This is a genomic window from Algoriphagus terrigena DSM 22685, assembly GCF_000429445.1.
Classification (GTDB): Bacteria; Bacteroidota; Bacteroidia; order Cytophagales; family Cyclobacteriaceae; genus Algoriphagus; species Algoriphagus terrigena.
This window is the reverse complement of record NZ_AUBW01000022.1, coordinates 56,532-77,796: the sequence shown is the minus strand read 5'-3', so window position 1 is coordinate 77,796 and position 21,265 is coordinate 56,532. Positions and strand designations below refer to the sequence as shown.

Here is a 21,265-nt window from a genome sequence, read left to right as displayed (position 1 = left end):
TTACTTCTTGGATGGCTTGACCCAAATCGGATTCCCCTCATTGTCAAAACCGATTTTTGCGCCCGGAAACGGTGGATTCTTCACATCCATCAGCACCTCTTCCAGGTCTGGCAAATCGCCAATCACCAGCTCATTTTCAATGAGTTTTACAAGTACATTCTCAAGTTTGAGCAGCGTATAATCCAAGTCTTTAGCAGTGTGGGATTCAGTCATATAGCAAAGCCCTTCATCACCGATATGAACTCCTTCATGACGCAACATCGCGAACAAAACTTCCCAGAAAGGAAATCTGGAAACTGGCAAAATCCTCCAAATGGATTTGAATCTGACGGCTTTGTAAGGGCAATTGAACCGTGCAAAAATTTCATTCATTCTGCTAACCAATTCATCTGTTCTCACTGCTAGCCTTTCCTGCAATGCAGGTCCCCGTAGTACCAATTCGTTCAGGATTGACTTGGCGGTGGTCAAAGCCAGAGGATGCAGAGTCTCCGCACTATAGATACCGAAGCTATTTCCATCTTGATGTAATACCTGCGATCCGGCTCTGTTTGCTTCAGTCAAAAGACTTAGCCACTTAGACTTTCCTCCCAAAATTGTCAAGGGAAATCCAGAATTTTCCATGGCTCCATACACCGTCAAATCAGGCTGGATGCCAAGAAGTCCCTGAAGTCCCCCGGGATGAACTCTAAAGCCAGTAAAGGTCTCGTCCATGATCAGGCAAATTCCCAATGATTCGGTGAGGGCACTCAGTCGCTTGAGAAAGTCGACTTGCAACGATTCCGGATTATTATCCTGGATTGGCTCAAACCATACAGCAGCGATTTTATCTGAAAATTGAGCGATGAGGTCCAGTGTCGCATCTGTTCCGTATTCCAAAACAACCTCATCATTGGAAGCGCAAATTGCCTTTTCCAAGCAGAGTCCCTCTATCGGATGAAACTGCGGTGAAAATTTAACCACAACCGGCTTAGACGATACCGTTTTGGCCAACTGCAGCGCACGCATCTTGGCTTCTGGCTCCGATGCGCAAATCGCAAACTGTTCGATTGGACATAATTTGCCTATCAATCTCCTAACGGAATCAGCCTGAGCACTGATAGATACCAAATCAGTCCCCATAGCGAGTTGTATTTTTAATGCTTCGTTGACAAACGTAGGACTGTTGCCAAAAAGGTTAATCCCCTTTCCGTTTGTCCAATCCAGATAGGGATTTCCATCCAGATCAAACATCTTCGCACCTGCCGTGCGATCAGTGAGAATGGTATAGGAAAAATCCTCTGACCCGGCACCCGGGTAACCATTCACAAAATGTGGAGTACTCCATTCCCCTTGCAGACGGAGCGCTTGACTCTTGCTTCTTGCGGTCTTCTTTGAGTATTCTTCCCCAAATTTTGTCAGGAATGTCTTTGCTATTGAGCTGATCAGGTTCTCTGAAAAGGGATATTTTCCGTTTGCTAAGTGACCTTGGGACAAAACCGCCTTAGCTGATGCGCTGTTCACGTGGGCACTTTCGATTTCTTTCACCTGTTGGGTAATCTCAGCCAATTGTTGCTTGAGTAGAGAAATGGTACCTTCGCCACTGGGAATGGCCTGCGCAACAACTGGAGCAGTTTCCTCCGTTGCTGAATTTGAAGCCTCCAGATAGTCAAGTATAGATTTTGGTGTATTCAGCGCGTCGTTCAGCTGTCGGAATGAAATCTGTACACCGAATTCCTTTTTAAGTGAAAAGACGAACTGTGTTAAGATCAAAGAATCCAGACCGAGTTCAAAAAAGCTGGAATCCAAGTCATCTTCTGAAATGACCACACCGGAAGCCAATTCGATCATTCTACGCATCTTCTGGAACTTCTCAAGTTTTGAACAGGACAAGCCAGGAGATTTTACCGCTTCCATCCCAGCATCTCCCCTATTTTGACGATTGTCGTCTCCACCTTTTTCATCTTGAACAGGTAATGGTTGTTCACTGATAGAGACCGGAACAACCGACTCAGAATCGGGCAACATCTTGTCAAGGAAATCGAGAATCGATTTTGGTGTGTTGTGCGTATCGTTTAGCTGACGGAAAGAAATCTGGACTCCGAACTCTTTCTTGAGTGAAAAGGTGAACTGAGTCAGGATCAATGAATCTAATCCGAGTTCAAAAAAAGACAATTCGAGATCGTTTTCTGAGATGGAAATACCCGAAGCTGATTCCAGCATTGATTTCAATCTTCCAAAATGTTTATAAACAGCTTTTGGGTTTACAGTTGTTATTAAAGGAACGGAAACTGAGGCATTCGCAACTTGATGCGTTGAACCATTAACTTGACTTCCTTTCTTCTGGAAAGCAGGATTAAAGCGTGCACCGCTTTGATTCCAGCAAAGCTTCTTGTCGAATGCGTAAGTAGGAATATCCAAAAACTCAAACCGATCATGCTGCAGGATTAAGCTCAGATCAATACCGGCTCCCTTTGCTTTTGCAAGTCCAAGTTGTTCAATTAGTAAGGATCTTTCACTATCGGTATTGCTCCTTGAAAGCGTGTGAATAATCGGAAACTTTTTACCCTCAGATTGCTGCTGCATAAGGCTGTTCAACACATTTCCGGGACCCACCTCTATGAAATATGCCTCCGGCAATTCCTGTAACAGTGTCGCTGCTGCATCATGGAACAAGACTGCATTTCTTAGATGTCCTGTCCAATATTCCACTGACTGGGCTTCAGCATCAGTCAACCATTTCCCTGTTTGGGTTGACATCACCGGAACCTTGGGAATATGGCGATCCACAGAGGCAATCACACTTGAAAATTCGTCCAAGGCACCGTCCATCATTGCGGAATGAAATGCGTGACTTGTCTTCAAGATCTGGCTTGGAATTCCATAACCGTCCAAAACGGTTTTAAAGTCCTCAATGGCATCGACAGGGCCGGACACGACGCAAAGATTGGGAGCGTTGTGTGCAGCCAGGGACAACTGATCCGGCAACAGTTCCTGAATAATGTCTGTCTTTGACCTCACCGATAGCATGTTGCCGCCCGGCAATTGACTGATCAGTTTGCCCCGATAAGCTACTACTTTGATTGCATCCTCAAGGGAAAAAATCCCAGCCAAGTGTGCCCCCACATATTCCCCGATACTATGCCCACAAAAAGCAGCGGGCTGGATTCCCATAGCCATAAGCGCCATCGACAAAGAATAGGACACCGCAAAAATTGCCGGTTGGGTATAACGGGTATTCGCAAGCGTTTCCGAAGAGCCTCCGAAAATCTCAAATTTCAGGGAAGTGGGCAGGTATCGATCAAATTCTTCACAGCATTGATTAAATGCAGTTCTGAACACTTCGTTTGCTTCGTAAAATGATTTCCCCATGCCCAAATACTGAGCGCCTTGTCCAGGAAAAAGAAATACAGGAAAGATGAAGTCACCCAATCTCTGGACTGGCTTAATATCTCCTGCCCCGGCCTTTTGCAATAGGTCCAGCAACTCCTCCTTGGAAGAGGCCCGGAGAGATTGCTGCAACTCAAAGGGAGCAGTTCTTTTCAATAGGTTCTGACTCAATTTCGTCAGATCAAGTGTCGGTCTGGCTGAAACGTACTCATGCAACTGACCGGCAAAAAGCGTCAAGCTTTTTTCTGTCTTTGCAGAAAAGGTGATCAGATTATCTTCTTGACTAGGGTTACTTTGCTTCTGATTTGCAGCGGTAAATTCTTCTACGATTACATGGACGTTAGTTCCTCCAAATCCAAAAGAGCTAACCCCTGCTATCCGCTTTTGGTCACTCGACCAAGGAGCTGTTTCCTTTTGGACATAAAAAGGAGAGCGCTCAAAATCGATCTCAGGATTTGGACGGTCATACCCCAATGATGCCGGCAACACCTTTTCGTGCAGCGCGCAGATTGTCTTAATTAAACCGGCGATTCCTGCCGCCGCTGTGAGGTGGCCGATGTTGCTCTTCACCGAACTTATTGAGCAACTTTGGAAGGGAACATCATCACCGAAGGCTAGTTTCAGCCCCTCAATTTCTATAGGGTCTCCGATTGGAGTTGCTGTGCCATGTGCTTCTATGAAACCAATCTGTGAAGGAACAACATTCGCATCACTCATCGCACTCTTGATAACATCTGCCTGGCCTAATACACTGGGCGAAGTGAAGCTTGCCTTGTCGGAACCATCGTTGTTGACTGCGACTCCTTTGATGACCGCAAAAATAGGATCCCCATCGGCTAAGGCTTGCTCGTAAGATTTAAGCAGAAGAACACCTGCACCATCACAGAATACCGTCCCGGTACTGGTAGCATCAAAAGGTTTACAGTGCCCGTCAATACTGAATATTGCTCCTTCCTCATATACCTGTCCACTTCTAACCGGAAAAGTAACCGAGCTTCCTCCTGCCAGTGCAGCTACGCATTGGCCATTGCGGATACTGTCCACTGCCTGCGCCACCGCCAACAGAGAGGTCGAACAGGCTGAGTAAACACTTACTGCGGGCCCTTTGAGGTTAAGCTGAAAAGCGGTCCGGGAAGTCAGGTAATCTTTTTCGTTCAGGGAAAGAATATTGACCGCTCCAAAAACGTCTAGCAGCTCCTGGTCAAAAACTATGTTTTTATTGAAATAGCTATTATAATTGGAACCTCCGAAGACACCAATTTTGAAATCCGGTCGATTGGCAATCCATCCCGCTTTTTCGAGCGCCTCGTGACAGATCTCCATAAACAGCCGCTGCTGGGGGTCCATAATTGCGGCAAGCTTTGGATTGATCCCAAAATACTCCGCATCAAAATTTTCGACTCCTTCAACGATTCCTCTTGCTTTGACATAATTTGACTCCTCTGCCTCTGCCCTGATTAGCGGGTCAATTTCTTCAATATCAAAGAATGTGATCCCTTCGCGTTTATTTTTGATCATCTCCCAGAACTCCTCGACGGTGTTGGCTTTGGGAAATTTTCCTGCCATTGCAATTACTGCCACATCTTTGGATTGGCGCGACTGCTCCTTATCTGTAGGCTTCTCAGATTGATTTTCCCATTGCTTGGTTTTTTCAGACAGGAATTTCACCTGACTTTTCAATGTCGGATATTGGTAAGTGAAGGCTACTGGAAATCTAATTCCCAACTTTTCACTTATTTCAAGGGAAAGTTTCTGAGCGAGTATAGACCGACCTCCCAGATTAAAGAAGTTACTCTCGGCGGTAAAGTCTTCTACCTGAAGAATGTCCTTCCATATCTTACGCAAAACCTTGGCTAAGTCCTGTGAATCCTGCCCCTTAGTCTCGGTTGCAGCTTGTGTTGAAATAACATCGGTTTTTGCCAAAGCCTTCCTATCCACCTTTCCACTGCCCGTCTTAGGGAAGTGATCGACTTTGTAAAACTGGGCCGGAATCATATACTCCGGAAGTACTTTTTCAAGCTTCCTGCGGATCACTTCCTTGGTAAGAGATGCATCTCCGGAAGTATAAAAGAGCTTCAAGTAAAGTGCTCCGTCGCTGTAGGAATCAGTGATAACCACATTTTCATCTATTCCCTCAATCATCGACACATTAGCTTCAATGTCGCTAAGTTCTATTCTGAAACCGCTGATCTTTATCTGGTCGTCGATTCTGCACTTAAATCTAAGCTCACCATCTGGAGTCAATTCTGCCAAATCTCCGGTTTTAAAGTAACGTCTCGGCGCTACTCCTTCAAAGGCTACGGTCGGAAACTTTTCAGCCGTCAAGGTGGGATTGTTGAAATAGCCAATAGCCAATCCGGGCCCGGAGATATACATCTCGCCGACAACCCCAGGTTCTGTGATAAGCTTTCCTTCTCCGCTGACCAAAACCACGCCTGCCTCGGCGACTGGCTTTCCAATAGTTGGAAGATCCTCCCATTGATCGACATCGCTTCCCAGACGTAGCTCGGTCATGATAATCGTGGCTTCTGTCGGACCATATTGATTAATCAACATGCAGTCTTTCATATTCTTGAAAAATTTCCGGACAGCAAGGCTGGCCTTCAATTGCTCACCACAGGTCGTGACTTCCTTGAGCGATGTTGGGAAGATACGATAGGCATTTGCGGCATTGCACATACCTTGAAGCGCGATAAACGGAAAAAAGATTCGGTTTATTTGGTTCTTCTCAATAAACTCAAGCAACAATAAAGGATCCTTGAGCGTGGTATCCTCAGCTATGAAAAACGTGCCCCCGGTAGATAGCGTTGTGAAAATTTCCTGGACAGAAATATCAAACGTGAGCTTGGCAAAATGAAGCGTTTTGTAGCCAGGTCTGGAATTGGAAACTCCGTTCTGCCAATCAAAGAAGCTAATCAACGCAGAATGTGGGATTGCAATTCCTTTGGGTGTGCCCGTAGATCCGGATGTGAATAGGATATAAGCCTGCTCCGCCCGGCGGTTAACAACACCTATAGGTGAAGGCAGTGTATCATTGATTTCTCTGACATGGATCGCATCAAAGGATTCCTGGGAGCTTCCGGTTAACCCAAACTTCAACTTGGTTTCGGTTACAATCTTCTGAAGTCTTTCCTCCGGCACATCCAAATCAAGCGGCAAATACGCTTTGCCGGAAGCTAAGATGGCCAGAATGTTTACAATCGTCTGAATGGATCTGGTGCAAGAAACTGCAATGAGTTGTTCGCCCGGAACCTTGGTTTTGATAAGTTCACTCAGACGCGCTACCCGCATTTCCAGCTCCGAATAGGAGATTGCCTCCTCATTGGAAACTAATGCAACCTGGTCAGGATACAAGCGAAATGCATTTTCGACTTTCGAAAAAAGGTTGGGTGAATCAAAAGATACTGAAGACTCCATTTTAATTACTTTAAGTCAGAAACCAAAAAACATTGCTTACTATGCGATCAATACTCTAAATGAGAAGTGACTTCAAAGCCACCGTTAACCAGACAGATATCTTTTTTCAAATGCTTAAGATCTTCTGAGACCATATCCTCTACCAATAGATTCAGGTCATACTTAGGCTTCCATCCCAGCTTTTCGAAAGCTTTGTCCGGCTTGCCGATGAGGATATCCACTTCTGTGGGTCTAAAATATTCCGGATCTACTTTCAGGATGACCTCACCCAGTTTTGGCAATTCTTCCCTTGTTTTGCCCAACCGCTCAAACGCTACGTCATAATCGATCTCGCAGAGCAACCCGATTTCATTGGCACCTTTACCCATATAGTCCAACTTGAACCCAATCTTGGCAAATGCCAGGTTGAGGAAATCCCTTACGGTAGTAGTCACACCCGTGGCAACTACAAAATCTTCCGGAGTATCAACCTGCAACATCAGCCACATCGCTTCCACATAGTCTTTTGCATGACCCCAATCTCTTTTTGCATCTAAATTTCCAAGGTGAAGAACTTTTTCCATGCCCATGCCTATTCTGGCTACCGCACGGGTGATCTTTCTAGTGACAAACGTTTCGCCCCGGAGAGGTGACTCGTGGTTAAACAGGATGCCGTTGCAAGCAAACATACCGTATGCTTCGCGGTAGTTTTTCACAATCCAAAAACCGTATAGTTTGGCTACCGCATAGGGAGATCTTGGGTAAAACGGAGTATTTTCTGACTGGGGAATCTCCTGGACAAGTCCATATAGCTCAGAGGTACTGGCCTGGTAAATTCTGGTTTTCTTCTCCATACCCAACAACCTCACCGCCTCCAGTATCCGAAGAACGCCCAATCCGTCGGCATTGGCGGTATATTCCGGAGAATCAAAACTGACTTTTACATGGCTCATAGCTCCCAGATTGTAGATCTCATCGGGCATAACTTCCTTGATGATCTTGGTGATGTTCATCGAGTCAGTGAGATCACCATAATGGAGGATAAAACTGGGATTTGCCAAATGCGGATCTTGATACAAATGATCGATCCGCTGGGTATTAAATGAAGAAGATCTCCTTTTAATACCATGGACAGTATAGCCTTTTTCCAATAAAAGTTCGGCAAGATAAGACCCATCTTGACCTGTTACACCTGTAATTAAAGCGACTTTATTAGTCATAGTTAGATAGTTTAAAATATTCAGTTAATAATTAGATACCCATTTTCACTTGTTTGATGCTATGTTGATTTTTTAAATACCACTTATACGTTTGGGTAATACCTTCTATAAGACTTAGCCTGTTCGTCCAGCCCATACTGTTGATCTTGCTCACGTCCATTACTTTTCGTGGAGTGCCGTCCGGCTTATCCAGATCCCAGAGAATATCACCTTCATGGCCTACTACGCTCTGAACCATTACTGCGAGCTTCGTGATAGGAATGTCTATGCCAGTCCCCACATTTAGGATCGGATAGGTTACATCTTTGTCCAAGAGAAAAAGCACGGCATCTGCAAGATCTTCCACATGCAAAAACTCTCGCATCGGCTCACCAGTACCCCAAAGTTTAACCGGTTGATTACCGTTGATCTTTGAGTCATGAAACTTGCGGATCATGGCTGGAAGTACATGAGAACTTGTCAGATCAAAATTGTCATATGGACCATAGAGATTGGGGGGCATGATGGATGAAAAAGACCTTCCAGTCTTATAAAAAACGGCCTCGCATGCCTTTATTCCAGCGATTTTCGCGATTGCATATCCTTCATTGGTTTGTTCAAGAGGCCCAGTCAAAAGATACTCTTCGCGGATAGGCTGAACAGACTTCTTGGGATAAACGCACGAGCTGCCCAAAAACAAAAACCGCTCAACACTAGTCTTGTATGAATTGTCGACTAGATTATTTTGAATCTGCAGATTGTCCATCAAAAACTCGTATGGGTAGGAATCGTTGGCCAGAATCCCCCCTACTTTTGCCGCTGCATCAATAACAATCTCAGGTCGGTGGATTTCAAAGAAGCCGGCCACTTCTGCTTGGTCTCTTAGATCCAAATGCTTGCTGCTCACTCCAATCAAATGCTCAGCGCCTCTCGCCTCTAGGAGTCTCCAAATTGCTGATCCAACCATACCGGTATGCCCAGCCACAAAGATTCTTTTCTTCAAAAAGTTCATTAGGGTTAAAAGCTTAAGTTTTAGATTTATTTTATAGTAGAATTAATACGATGTAAAGCCGGTTTAAAAATTGTAAATAGGTCAAGCCTGCTTTTCAAATACAGAATCATCTTATCATAGATTAACACTATATTAAATACAAATTAGTCCGACGCTGTTTAATCGGAGGAACACCTTCCGGTCGATTTCTGTAGAAACTATATCTATGAAGAATATTATATTTTAAGTAGATCCATAATCAACTAAATCGTCGTTAAAAATACATTTTTTGGATAATTGAATGAGAGTCCAAAGACCTCTGCCTTCAACCCTGTTCTGCCTGAGCCTGTGAGGGAACGGTTAAAGATTAATGAACTATTTTCTTTACTATTTAAGTTTTTCGGGTTACTTAAAAGACCGTGGGCCGAAAAAGAACGCTTCAAGTCGTCCGGGTCTAAAATCAGATATGGAAAATTCAATTCTCTCATAATTCCTTGGAAAAAGGGTAACTAAAAAACCAACTCGTGTTTAAAAACATACTGAAAGTCAAAAACAAATACTTTAGCGACCCTCAACTGATTCAAAGTTAAGCCTCAAATTTTGATTTCCAAAATTTAAATGCATTTTTTTCATTTTATACTACATATTAATGATCATAAAAAAAAATATCTTGGCCGGTGTGCCTACCCTGACGGGCAATGGAGCTGAAACCTGAAATTTTGCTAGTTGATAAGGATTTTGCTATTCCTGTTCCTTTCTGCCGGAAACGATCCATAAAGAGGATTCCCAGCTTTTGTTTTTGAAAACCGTCTCGTGGATGGACCTCTTACTCCAGTCGCCGGATCCCGTCATAGGTTTTTCTTCCAGATGACCTTAACCTCAGCTTCCAGACAGCTCTAGCACCGAGAGATGGCCGAGATGCTCAGACTGACCATTTTTCGAGCGATTGGCGGTGACAGGATTCTTTTAACGCTTTGCTTATTTTTCCCCATACAGGCTGGGAGATCGTCTGACGATGTAAATTGACCTCCGTCTAGTGCTTCTCCAGAAGTAGTTTGGAATGAAATAGGGTTCTTTTTTGGGGGCTTGGCGGAGGTGTGAACAAAAACACATTTTCGATGGCCAATCGCCCGTCTCACTCATAATAAGACCAGTTAACCCAGATTTTACAGCAAATTCCCTAGCGGGAAAGTATTGATATTGATACAAACTGTCGAGACGTTTCCTTTCTCTATAAAAAAGTGCATTGCCGAACCATTTGCTTACCTGCATGATCCCAAAATCAACCAACGGCCTGGAGTTACTTTTCGATCATGCGAAAATCAATTTGAACATCCACAGACTATTCTCAACCGGAAATAGAAAAAGCTTGTGAGATGGTATGTGTACTTCAGAAAATGCCAGAACAAAAAGTTTCTCAACTATGAAACGAGAAGAATGAAGCATGAAAAAAGGGCTCAAAAAAAAGCCCGTTCATTCTACTTGGTAGATTCTATTGTCGCTAAGTTGCCCCTCACGAGAGCTTACGTGCTCAACAAACCTGCCCGACATCTTAAGAAAAACGCCTTATTCACAGGATTTCAGATTTCTGAATCGGCAAATAGCCCTTCTAGACAGTCCGATTTACCTCAAAACCATATCTTTTGCATCAGCCTAGCAGTCTTCGATGGTAATTGACCTGTCCGAGATGGTAACTGAAATGGCCGTAGAGATGGATAAGGAAATAGCCAATAGTCATTTGATAGCCGAAAAAAGCATGCTTTGACAGATCTCCCAGACTGCTGGGATTCATCTCCAGCAGGGAGGTCGCGATGACCTTCTTCACCTCTGCTAACTCCGCTAGTAGATCGTCTCTCGAAATGTCTTTCGCTGCAAACTCCCGTTCCCTGTCTCTCGCATACGGTATCTTGCCGAGATCGAGTCCGATAAACGTCCTGAGATTGCCAAAAAGATGCAAGGCTAGATTTCCGGCCGAATTGGCGATTTCCCTGTCAACCACCCAAAGTTTGCTTTCGTCAGAATAAGCGGCCAATTCAGTTCCCAGCTTGTCGAGATCCCGCTGAAACAGCTGGTTCAGTTCTTTTTGATTCATCAGATTAGTTAGAAAATTTTTGATAGGCGTTTGCCATCTTAATATCGTATTTATTGGCGGCATACCCGCTGCCGTTGTAGCACTTTGCAAATGCCGCCCAGTTCTTTGATCGGAGTGCCGCGATACATCCAAACTCGGTGATGTATCTCCCAAACGCCTCCAGCTGATTTCTCTCGTGGACATACATCTGATCGACAAATTCCTGGACAGAAGCATAGCGTAGTTTTGCCGCGTGGTAGCCCATGATCTGATAGCTACCCCAGGAAGCTGAGGCCAGTGCCGCAGCCCTTACCCTGGGATCTGCCGCGAGCCCGGCAGCTTTCTCCATCCGGTCGTATTCCCTGGTCCCGCCGACGTAGTGGGATTTGGTCCATTTCTTATAGAGCACATCTGCATTTGATGCGTTGGAGAGCGTCGTCGGATCAATCTCGGCTTTCTTGAGCTGATCCCAGAAAACGTGACCTTCAAAAAGGATTTTTGGTCTGCCGTCGACAAAAAAACCTTTCCCGCTGCTTTCGACTTCATTGACAGCCTTGACCGCTGCGAGTTCCAAGTCGTGCTTTTGCGCAAAATCCTTCAAATCCTGCTCGGATAAAAACTTGTCTCCGAGCGTGACCGCCGGTTTGGTCTTTTCGATCAGGATCGTCCAGGTCTTTATCCCGACTTCCCCGTCGGACACCAAGTTGTTTTTCAGCTGAAAACTCTTGACTGCCGCATCGGTCAAGTCCCCAAAATAGCCCGTGACGGGGATCTGATAGCCTAATTTGCCGAGAAGTTCCTGAAGGTAAGAGACGGAGGTGCCCCGCGATCTCAATTTGATGGTTTGCATGATGGCTGGTTTAAAAATGAAAAGTACTTCAAGTTACTTGAAGTACTTCACAATAGCCAAAACAAGCGCTTGAATATCAGGACTCGATTACATTCTTTCGCTGCCCGTATTTACTTGGTTTTTCAGCGCCAGAAGCTGATGGCTGCTCTGGCTTTGCAGCCTCAGGTTTGGGCGTCTCCTGTACTCTAGGAGCGTTACTCTGAGGTTTCGGAGCGCTACCCTGTGGTTTTGACCCCTGTTCAGGTCTTCGCTTTTCTCCGGAGTGACCAGAACCCGGCTTTTTCTTTTTCTTGTTTTTGGACTTGGCTCCAGAAGAGGGAAAATCAGAAGACTTAGCTTTCTCTCCCAGATATTCGGGACCTTTGTCCAGTCCTTCGGGAAGCGGATTTTGAGTCACCTGCATGCCGATCAGCTTTTCGATTCTCACGAATTTGTGCTGGTCTTTTGGATTCACAAAGGTGATCGCTTCACCTTCTTTGTCTGCCCTTGCGGTACGTCCAACCCGGTGCACATAATCTTCTGGGTCGCTTGGTGTGTCAAAATTGATCACCAACTCAATCCCCACCACATCAATCCCGCGGGAAATGATATCGGTACCGATCAGGATCTTTACGGCCTTGTTTTTGAAATTGGACATGATCTTCTCCCGCTCTGCCTGCTCCAGATCAGAGTGGAAGGCTTCGATGTCAAACTGCTTCTTGAGCACTTTGTACAGCGCCTTGACCTTGTCTTTGGTTGAGGCGAAGATGATGACCGCTTCGTAGGCTTTTTTGGAAAGGATATGACGGACAAGATCCTCCTTTTGGCTGTCGTAGACCGAATACATGGACTGCGTAACGCCTTCGGCAGTCTTGCCGATTGCCAGGGAAATTTCCTCTGGATTCCGCAGAAATTTCATGCTGAACTGGCGGATCTTCGGAGGCATGGTCGCCGAAAAAAGCACCGTCTGGCGGTTTTGGGGAAGGTAGTTGACGATCTTCAGAATGTCATCCGAAAAGCCCATATCCATCATCCGGTCCGCTTCATCTAGGATCAGATGCTCCAGTGTACTCAGATCCATCTTGCCACCGGCAAGCAGGGCGATCAATCGGCCCGGCGTAGCGACGACGATCTCGGCGCCGGTCTCAAGGGCCTTCTTTTGCTGCTCCCACACGATGCCGTCGCCGCCACCGTAGATGGCGACAGAACTGATACCGAGGAAATAGGAAAACCCCTGAATCTGCTGATCAATCTGGATCGCAAGCTCGCGGGTCGGTGCCAAGATCAGGGTATTCAGCGTGCTGGAACCTGATTTGGAGATTTTATTCAGTATTGGGAGGACAAATGCCGCGGTTTTTCCTGTGCCGGTCTGAGCGCAGGCAATCAAATCTCTGCCTTGCAAGATGACCGGAATTGCCATTTCCTGAATCGGAGTCGGGCGATCAAAGCCCATGGCGTCGAGTCCTTCCTGAAGCGAGGACTCAAAATTAAATGATTGAAAACTCAAGTTATTGGTGATTTTAGAGGGTAAAATTGGGGTCGGAAACTCGTGACCCGTTCAAAGATAAGCTCTTAATGAATAGAAAGCCAATCCAAAAGTGATTGTTGCCAATTCTATAAATCGAAAACAAATCATTTAGCAACAATCTTAAGTTTGACTTATATTACCTAGCTGTTCATTTAATTTCTGAATCATGATCAAACTGAGACTTTTTGGCCTGTATGTGTTGACTTTGGGGACTACGCTTTTTTCCCATGCTGAAAACTTCAGTCTGAGCGGCAGAGTGATGGATATGGACACCAAAGAGCAAATCCAAGGTGCCTCTGTCACACTTCGAAATACCGTCTTTGCGGATCTAAGTGACGGCGCGGGAAATTTTCTGATCGAAAATATCCTTGCAGAAAAGTACACCCTGGCCATCAATGTGCCCGGATACAATCCCTTCGAAAAGGTAATTCAACTGACTGAAGACCTAAATCTCGGATCGGTGTACTTAGTGAAGTACGGCAGTGAAGGGACTGGCGCTGCGCTGCAAAAATCTATTCGTGCCACCAACGTAAGTCGTTTGCTCGTCGAAAGACCCAATCTAATCGGGAACACGATCTATGGCATTGCTCCCGAACCCAAAAAGGTCGAGGGTAACTTCTACCTGGACAGTAAATGGAACCTGGCTTCGATCCTGCTCTACCGTGAGCAAAAGGTGCTGGAAGGCTTTCGGGTACGATACAATATCAATTCAAACACCTTTGAACTGATGGAGCCGGAAAAAAACTTGATCACTACCGTAGCCGGTCTCCGCATCCAAAACATCGTCTGGATGGATAGTGCATACAAGGTTCCGCGGTATTTTGTCAACGGCATGGACTTCAAAGATGAAGGCGTGCCGATTTCGGGCTTTTTTGAAGTGATTGTGGAAGGCGAACTGCCGCTGATGCGAAGGACAATCGCTGTGTTCAAAGAGTCCAACTACAACACCGCGCTGATGGTAGGCAATCGAAACGATCAAATCATCAAGCGGAACGTCTATTTCTACCTAAAAGGAAAAGACCTCTTTGAAGTCCCAAAAAAGCGGAAAGACCTCTTCCCCATCTTCGGAGAGAAAGCCGCAGAGATGGAAGCCTTCGTCAATTCCAATGAAATCGATCTGAAGAAAAGCGGATCCATCTTCCAGCTATTCACCTATTACAATTCGCTATTCCCTGGATTTGTGCCTATTATGGATCAACTCCTCGACGAAGACAATTAAACTACCCACCACCCTACCATGAGAAAACTTTACTTCCTCGTCTTCCTGGCCCTTTCTTTCAATTCGATAGGTCAGGGCCTACCCGGCTTGGGAGCCGGCACCATCGGCACCAACAAGCCCATCCTTCACGGTAAAAACTGGGTTGCCATCACCGGAAAGCCGCTTGGCGCAACCGCAGGAGCGCAGATCTTCCAGCAGGGAGGCAATGCCGTCGACGCAGCTTGTGCCATGATCGCCGCCACGGCGACCATGTGGGATGTGTTGTCTTGGGGTGGTGAGACGCAGGCGCTGATCTATCATCCGGGAGAGAAAAGGGTCATCGCCATCAATGCAATGGGGTATGCTCCTACAGGTGCGACTGTGGACTTTTACAAATCCCAAGGCATGCCCTATCCGCCCGAATATGGGCCGCTGGCCGCCACCACTCCTGGAACACCAGGGGGCATCATGACCATGCTGGCCGAGTATGGGAAAATGAGTCTTGAGCAGGTGCTAAAACCTGCGATGGAGCTCGCCAAAGGCTATCCGATCGAAGCGCAAACCGCCAATGCGATCGAAGCGCAAAAAGCCAGAATCAAGGAATGGCCGTATTCCAAGGCGGTCTTTTTGACCCATCCAGGCGAAAAACGGGAAGCTCCCGCTCCTGGAGAAATCTTCGTCCAGGAGGATCTCTTTCAGATGCTGTCCAAGCTCGTAACAGCTGAACAAGAGGCTCTGAAAGCCGGAAAATCCAGAAAAGAAGCCATCTACGCGGCGTACGATCGCTTCTACAAAGGTGACATTGCCAAGGAAATCGTGCGGGGAACAAAGGAACAGGGTGGGCTTTTCACAGAAGCCGATTTGGCAAACTGGACCGTTAAGATCGAAGAGCCGCTCCACGTCAACTATCGGGGAATCGACGTCTACAAACTTCAGGAATGGACACAGGGTCCGGCTTTGCTTCAGTCGCTGAATATCCTGGAGAATTTTGACCTCAAGTCGATGGGCTACAACTCCACCAACTACATCCATACAGTCTATCAGGCCATGAATCTTGCTTTTGCTGACCGGGATTTCTACTACGGCGATCCTGCTTTCGTCCAATCTCCGATGAAAGGTCTCCTGTCCAAAGGCTATGCAAAAGAGCGGGCAAAACTGATCGGCGCTGCCAATGATCCCAAGGTCACGGCTGGCGACCCCTACCCTTTCCAAGGCGAAACCAATCCGCATCTGGATCTTTTGAAAAAGCAACAATTGGCTCTTGCGGCGCTGGATCCCGCTGAAATCGACTCTGAAGTAGACAAAAAATTCCTAAGCGAATTCCAAAGTGGAACTACCTCGGTACAAACTGCCGATGCGGAAGGCTGGGTGGTGTCCGTGACCCCGAGCGGCGGCTGGGTTCCGGCCGTCATCGCCGGCAATACCGGCGTGGGCCTCTCCCAACGCATGCAAAGCTTCGTCTTGGACGAAAACCTCAATCCATTCAACCTCCCCGAGCCGGGCAAAAGACCACGGGTGACCCTGACCCCGAGTTTGGCACTGAAGGACGGCAAGCCGATCCTGGCATTTTCTGTCCAAGGCGGAGATTCCCAGGATCAAAACCTGCTTCAATTTTTCCTCAATGTAGTCGAGTTTGACATGAACGTGCAGGAAGCGGTTGAAGCGGCCAACTTCAACTCCTACCAGATGCAGAGTTCCTTTGGAGCGCATGAGATCAAGCCGGGCGGCATTACGCTGCGGCAGGACACGCCGGATTGGGTGCGGAGTGACTTGCTCAAGCGTGGCTATGTCATGGATTTTTGGACGAAAACCTCCGGGCCCATCACCGCGATCTGGGTGGATTGGAAGCACGGCACCCTCTGGGGCGGCGCCAGCAACTACGGGGATGACTACGGGATTGCTTGGTGAGGACGACCTAATAAGTTGGAGGAGTCAGTTTGCTGAAGCAAAAATGCGCCGTCATTGGCAGCTGACTTGAAGACTATTTTACATTTTAACACCTACAACTTACTCTGGGGCCTCCCCCAATCTAACGTCTAACGTCCTAGCTCTTACGTCTTACTTCTAGTCACTTGGCTTTTAAATCCCGGTCAAACTTTGCCGTGCGGCATTTTTTGCCCAATTTCCAGCCATGGAAAACGACAGTCTTGAAGCTCTCAAATCGTTGATTGAAGAAGAAATCTACCTGATTCCTGAAGATAGGGAGGCGATTTTGGCGCAGCTGGAAACCCAATCCATTGAGATTCCGACTGTGACTGCAATGGAACCTATTCAGGCCATTGTCCCAGCAGCGACCGAAGTCTCGGCTCCCGCTCCAAAGCATTCTGAGCCAAGATCAGCGCCCTTACCGGTGGTCGAAGAGGTGGTGTCTGAGCCGATTCCTGTCCGCGGCAACTTCTCCAAGGGTCTCCTAATCCTGCATGAGGAATCAAGTCTTCCGGCCGATGTGATGGAAATGCTCGTGAAGATGATCAATGCCTGCGGCCATTCCATGAACGAAGTGGGACTGCTTGCCTCAGAGCACCTCGAAGGCAGAAGCATGGAAGACTTTCAAAATCTCAACGCCCACACGATCCTGAAATTTGGCCGGGTCAAGCATCCGATCAATGCGGTGCCGGCGCGACCTTACGAAGTCTACTCCGAAAAGGAAACAGAATTCCTCTTTGCTGATTCGCTGACCGTGATCGCCGAGGAAGTCGCCCTGAAAAAGAAACTTTGGACTTCGCTGCAAGTGCTCTTTAACCTTACCAAATCAAAATAATGAACACCGATCAAATCAAATGGGCCAGACGATTCAAATGGATCAGTCTGTTGGAGGGACTCTCTTTTCTGATCCTTTTGGGGATCGCCATGCCGCTGAAGTACATCTTTGATCTGCCCTTGGCAGTCAAATACACCGGCTGGGCTCACGGGATTCTATTCATCGTGTATATTTACACGGTTTTCCCGACGGCACGCAAGCTGAACTGGGATTTTGCCAAGACACTGTTTGCATTGATCGCATCCGTGCTGCCCTTCGGGCCGTTCATTTTTCACAGATATCTGAAAAAAAGCCAACAGGTGCACCTCTAGGTCATGGCGCTGATCAGCAAGAAAAAACTCATTTATCCCATCAGTCCTGTTCTGAGGCGCTACCTGATCGACTATTCACGGGAAGTGGACATCCCCATCCACTATCACGAGCTTCTCCGCTACACCAGCTCGATCGCGCTGTACGACTCCAAAGACCAGGATACACTCTGGGAGACCGTCTTTTTCGCAGAGAGTGACCGGGAGGAGATTCATCTCAACGTCAAAAAAATCTATGCCCTTCTCAAGGCGGGCGGAGACATGACGGTGATGGCCCATCTCTTTGTGGATCGGATAGACCTCTGCGTCTATGGCAATACACAGCCCTTCCGGGTGCGGATTGTGAACCGGATCAATGACAACTTCGACTATTTCTACATCAAAAACGCCGACGCTTCGCGGGTATATGGACTGGAGCTGGAGGATCTGCTGTCCCCCAACCGAATCAGCTATCTCGTCCATCGCAACACGCTGATTGAGGAGCATATTGCTGGAATACCGGGCGAAAAATTCATGAAATTACACATGGATGACCCGCATCTCAACCCGATCCGGTTGGCCAAAGAGTTTGTCAAATTCAATGAGCGCTGCTTTGCCCGGCTACTTGGAGACATGCATTCCTCCAATTTTGTGATTGACGTGACGCCGGACTTCGAGGAAACGCACTATCGGATTCGGGCGATAGATTTTGACCAGCAGACCTACGAGGGAAAGAAATCCATCTATCTCCCGCAATACTTCAAGGAAAACAACGCGCTGATCCAGCTGGGGATGAACTACATCACTCCAGAGTCCATGCATCAGTATCAGCGGGAAGAACGTGCGCTGATCGCCACACGTGTCAAGTCCTCCCACATCGAGATTGAAGACATCCTCCGGTGCATGGAGCAAGATCACCTTTCCCCCATCGAAAACGTGATCAGCCTTCGGTCGGAGCTTTCGAAGCATTACAAAAATGAAGCGTTTCTGAACTGCCGAAACATGGGCGAGATCCTCCGGCTTAGTCTCCACCAGGTGATCAAATAGTATCAGGAAATGAGCTTGGAGGAAACTTTCCACATCCCTTGGAAAAAAAACTTTTATCTTCAACTTAGCCTTTCTGTCCAATTGACCGATGCAGCAATCAATTTTTCCGCAGCCGATGCAGTCCCCAAATTAGCTTGTCCCACATGACTCAATTCAAAAAATCCTTTGAAAAATTTGAGTGGCTGGACCTTGAGAAGCCAGCTCCAAAAGAACTCGAAAACATGGTCAAACCCTTTCACATCGACCATAACCTATTAGATGATGCCCTCGAGCACGGACACCTTCCCAAGCTGGAGAAGCATAAGGACTTCACGTTCTTCATCTTCAGAGCGTTTTCCGCAGCTCCTCAGCACAATTACACCACAGTCGCCAAGCTCAGCAATAAAATCGCCTTTCTACTCAGTGATTCCCATCTGATTACGGTGCACCAAAAGCCCTTTGATTTTTTGGAAGACATAAAAGGCCGAAACTTTGAAAATCCGGAAGCCCTCATGCTGTCCATCGTCTATGAAATGATATTGACTTTTGAGCCGCCCATCAACTGGCTGAGTGATAAGATGGACGACAGTGAAAAGGAGATTTTCCTCAAAAAGCACGGCAAAATCTCTATCGACCAGCTGTATTACCAAAAAGCCAAGGCCCGGATCTGCCGCAAACTGTTGCAGTTTTCCCAAAACGTCCTAAATCAGGTGGACGTAAAACAGGATAATCTCTCCAACCTCCAGGATATCAGAGAATCGGTCGTCAACTACATGCTGCAATTGGATGAGGTCATCGAAGACGCCCAATCCATCCTGAACACCCACATTTCCCTTACAGCGCAAAAAAACAACGATGTCATGAAGCTGCTCACCGTCTTCTCGGCGTTTTTTCTGCCCTTGACTTTTATCGTCGGCGTGTATGGAATGAATTTTACCTACATGCCCGAACTCGAATGGCGATGGGGCTACTACGCCACCTGGGGCGTGATGCTGGCGATATCAGTGGTTATCTTCCTGTGGTTTAAGAGGAAAAAGTTTATGTGATGCGGCCCCTTCGTTGCATTATTTTGGTAAGGCCGCCCATCCTCTTCCCAACTGCTGTTACTTTAATTCTGTTTTTCTTACGACCGTTTTTCATTGATATCAAATGAAACCAATTCCTTCTCCCAATTCCCCCGTCCTTGACAATCCCATTTGGAACGCCCTGATCACCGGAAGCAGCGATCACGCCCTGGGAAATGATCGGGTGCGGTACATGCAGCGGGACAAGGGGCTTTTTGTCGGGTTCGAAACCTACAGCGCCGCCGAATGGCTCGACCTGGACGGATGGTTTCCGCCCCACAGTCAAATCATCCTATTTACGGCGCAGGAAATACCCATTCCTTCGACTTGGAAGATCCACGCACACCGGCCCCTTCTTCAGATGGTCTATGAAACCATAGACGCACCCGCGCCTGGAAAAGGTCCAAGAGCAGTGCCCCTCGCAGACAAGGATATTCCGGCGATGCTGGACCTGACGGCGCGCACCAATCCGGGGCCTTTTTTCTCTAAAACCATCGACTTGGGATACTATGAAGGCGTGTTTGAGGAGGACAGGCTTGTAGCGATGACCGGCCAGCGTCTGCGTCCGGATCCCTATGTGGAAGTCAGTGCAGTCTGTACAGATCCGGATTTTGCGGGAAAAGGGCTTGCTGCCGAGTTGGTGGCCAATCAGGTCAATTGCATCCTAACCGAGTCCAAGATCCCCTTTCTGCACGTGAACACCACCAACCTCGGCGCAATCAAGCTCTATGAGAAGGTGGGCTTTCGGGTGCGCAGAGAAATTTGGGTCTATTTTTTGGAGAAAATCTAAGCTCAGCTCAAAACTTATTTACTCAACATACTTTAGCAAAATCGACTGTCAAGTCAAAGAATGACTGTCCAGAACAACCTCATTAAAAATTAGAGAACGCTATGAACACAAAATTTGAAGCAGGAATCAACATTGCAATCAAGATCCCAAAAGTCAAGTATGACAAAACAGTTGCCTTCTACAGAGATATCCTGAAGCTGGAAGTCGAAGAAAAACCAATCGACAACCCAACTGTTTCCAGGACACACGAGGTAAAATTCGGCCACAATATTATTTGGTTAGACTGCGTGGATAACTACACCCATTCAGAGACCTGGCTGCAGCTTACCGTCCCTGACGTCGAAGAAGCGACAAACTATCTGGAATCGAATGGGGTGGAAACTTGCGATGAAATTGAAGAGCTTCCGAAAAACATGCACTGGATCCAAGATCCGGCTGGAACAGTATTCAACCTCCAGCAGAGGGAGATAAAGTAAGCAGAATAGAATAGCGAACGGTTTATCGGACGTCAGCCTGGTCGGGTTCCTTTCATGAGATGTGTCTTAGATTAAAGAATCAAATCTCATTCTAGAATCCTCGTGACGATGCACTCAGTTCCGCTATTTTGATCGAAAGCATATTCACCTCAAGACATCTGCCAGTGGACCTAACCAGATCGCTACATGCCATTCGAAAAACACCTCGCCTTTGTGATGAATATTTTACAGCGACTTTTATCGTATTGAAACACAGATTATTGTCTTTTATTTAAGATCGATC

At 46.8% G+C, this 21,265-nt stretch carries 14 protein-coding genes; 8 read left to right on the top strand and 6 right to left on the bottom strand.

Going from position 1 to position 21,265, the window contains the following annotated elements:
- From G459_RS27950 to G459_RS0119080, 6 genes are all read right to left on the bottom strand, one after another.
- Complete coding sequence (locus G459_RS27950; protein WP_026969081.1) at nucleotides 1-6,783, bottom strand: type I polyketide synthase; 6,783 nt, start codon at nucleotides 6,781-6,783, stop codon at nucleotides 1-3.
- 47 nt (nucleotides 6,784-6,830) lie between these two features.
- The gene (gene gmd / locus G459_RS0119120; RefSeq protein ID WP_035456431.1) at nucleotides 6,831-7,982 is read right to left on the bottom strand and encodes a GDP-mannose 4,6-dehydratase; all 1,152 of its coding nucleotides are present in this window, start codon (nucleotides 7,980-7,982) and stop codon (nucleotides 6,831-6,833) included.
- Between the two features lie 31 nt (nucleotides 7,983-8,013).
- Complete coding sequence (locus G459_RS0119115; protein WP_425393750.1) at nucleotides 8,014-8,964, bottom strand: GDP-L-fucose synthase family protein; 951 nt, start codon at nucleotides 8,962-8,964, stop codon at nucleotides 8,014-8,016.
- 1,636 nt (nucleotides 8,965-10,600) lie between these two features.
- Complete coding sequence (locus G459_RS0119090; protein ID WP_026969076.1) at nucleotides 10,601-11,044, bottom strand: DUF1572 family protein; 444 nt, start codon at nucleotides 11,042-11,044, stop codon at nucleotides 10,601-10,603.
- Nucleotides 11,045-11,048: 4 nt separating this feature from the next.
- Nucleotides 11,049-11,873 (bottom strand): N-acetylmuramidase domain-containing protein, encoded by an 825-nt coding sequence (locus tag G459_RS0119085; RefSeq protein WP_026969075.1) that lies wholly within the window; start codon nucleotides 11,871-11,873, stop codon nucleotides 11,049-11,051.
- Between the two features lie 76 nt (nucleotides 11,874-11,949).
- Nucleotides 11,950-13,359, bottom strand: a complete 1,410-nt coding sequence (locus G459_RS0119080; RefSeq protein ID WP_035456429.1) for a DEAD/DEAH box helicase — start codon at nucleotides 13,357-13,359, stop codon at nucleotides 11,950-11,952.
- Between the two features lie 187 nt (nucleotides 13,360-13,546).
- On the opposite strand from G459_RS0119080, the gene G459_RS0119075 reads away from it, so the two are divergent.
- The 8 genes from G459_RS0119075 to G459_RS0119040 all read left to right on the top strand — a co-directional run bounded on the left by G459_RS0119075 (nucleotide 13,547) and on the right by G459_RS0119040 (nucleotide 20,982).
- On the top strand, nucleotides 13,547-14,599 hold the full coding sequence (locus tag G459_RS0119075) for a carboxypeptidase-like regulatory domain-containing protein (protein ID WP_026969073.1): 1,053 nt from the start codon (nucleotides 13,547-13,549) through the stop codon (nucleotides 14,597-14,599).
- Nucleotides 14,600-14,617: 18 nt separating this feature from the next.
- Nucleotides 14,618-16,486: a gamma-glutamyltransferase family protein gene (locus G459_RS0119070; RefSeq protein WP_026969072.1), complete on the top strand. Its 1,869-nt coding sequence runs from the start codon at nucleotides 14,618-14,620 to the stop codon at nucleotides 16,484-16,486.
- 223 nt (nucleotides 16,487-16,709) lie between these two features.
- The gene (locus G459_RS0119065; RefSeq protein WP_026969071.1) at nucleotides 16,710-17,339 is read left to right on the top strand and encodes a hypothetical protein; all 630 of its coding nucleotides are present in this window, start codon (nucleotides 16,710-16,712) and stop codon (nucleotides 17,337-17,339) included.
- Complete coding sequence (locus G459_RS0119060; protein ID WP_035456427.1) at nucleotides 17,339-17,650, top strand: DUF3817 domain-containing protein; 312 nt, start codon at nucleotides 17,339-17,341, stop codon at nucleotides 17,648-17,650. The genes G459_RS0119065 and G459_RS0119060 overlap by 1 nt, the downstream gene beginning before the upstream one ends.
- Nucleotides 17,651-17,653: 3 nt before the next feature.
- Nucleotides 17,654-18,673 carry a hypothetical protein gene (locus G459_RS0119055; protein ID WP_026969069.1) on the top strand — a complete coding sequence of 340 codons (1,020 nt, stop codon included), beginning with the start codon at nucleotides 17,654-17,656 and terminating at the stop codon, nucleotides 18,671-18,673.
- 143 nt (nucleotides 18,674-18,816) lie between these two features.
- The gene (locus G459_RS0119050; RefSeq protein ID WP_157373383.1) at nucleotides 18,817-19,698 is read left to right on the top strand and encodes a CorA family divalent cation transporter; all 882 of its coding nucleotides are present in this window, start codon (nucleotides 18,817-18,819) and stop codon (nucleotides 19,696-19,698) included.
- A gap of 103 nt (nucleotides 19,699-19,801) precedes the next feature.
- Nucleotides 19,802-20,506 (top strand): GNAT family N-acetyltransferase, encoded by a 705-nt coding sequence (locus G459_RS0119045; protein WP_035456424.1) that lies wholly within the window; start codon nucleotides 19,802-19,804, stop codon nucleotides 20,504-20,506.
- Between the two features lie 101 nt (nucleotides 20,507-20,607).
- Nucleotides 20,608-20,982 (top strand): VOC family protein, encoded by a 375-nt coding sequence (locus G459_RS0119040; protein ID WP_026969066.1) that lies wholly within the window; start codon nucleotides 20,608-20,610, stop codon nucleotides 20,980-20,982.
- The last annotated feature ends 283 nt before the right edge of the window (nucleotides 20,983-21,265 follow it).

Coding starts and splice junctions, on each gene's coding strand:
- G459_RS27950 (WP_026969081.1), bottom strand. CDS start 6,783: ATGGAGTCTTCAGTATCTTTTGATTCACCCAACCTTTTTTCGAAAGTC.
- gmd (WP_035456431.1), bottom strand. CDS start 7,982: ATGACTAATAAAGTCGCTTTAATTACAGGTGTAACAGGTCAAGATGGG.
- G459_RS0119090 (WP_026969076.1), bottom strand. CDS start 11,044: ATGAATCAAAAAGAACTGAACCAGCTGTTTCAGCGGGATCTCGACAAG.
- G459_RS0119085 (WP_026969075.1), bottom strand. CDS start 11,873: ATGCAAACCATCAAATTGAGATCGCGGGGCACCTCCGTCTCTTACCTT.
- G459_RS0119075 (WP_026969073.1), top strand. CDS start 13,547: ATGATCAAACTGAGACTTTTTGGCCTGTATGTGTTGACTTTGGGGACT.
- G459_RS0119070 (WP_026969072.1), top strand. CDS start 14,618: ATGAGAAAACTTTACTTCCTCGTCTTCCTGGCCCTTTCTTTCAATTCG.
- G459_RS0119065 (WP_026969071.1), top strand. CDS start 16,710: ATGGAAAACGACAGTCTTGAAGCTCTCAAATCGTTGATTGAAGAAGAA.
- G459_RS0119060 (WP_035456427.1), top strand. CDS start 17,339: ATGAACACCGATCAAATCAAATGGGCCAGACGATTCAAATGGATCAGT.
- G459_RS0119055 (WP_026969069.1), top strand. CDS start 17,654: ATGGCGCTGATCAGCAAGAAAAAACTCATTTATCCCATCAGTCCTGTT.
- G459_RS0119050 (WP_157373383.1), top strand. CDS start 18,817: ATGACTCAATTCAAAAAATCCTTTGAAAAATTTGAGTGGCTGGACCTT.
- G459_RS0119045 (WP_035456424.1), top strand. CDS start 19,802: ATGAAACCAATTCCTTCTCCCAATTCCCCCGTCCTTGACAATCCCATT.
- G459_RS0119040 (WP_026969066.1), top strand. CDS start 20,608: ATGAACACAAAATTTGAAGCAGGAATCAACATTGCAATCAAGATCCCA.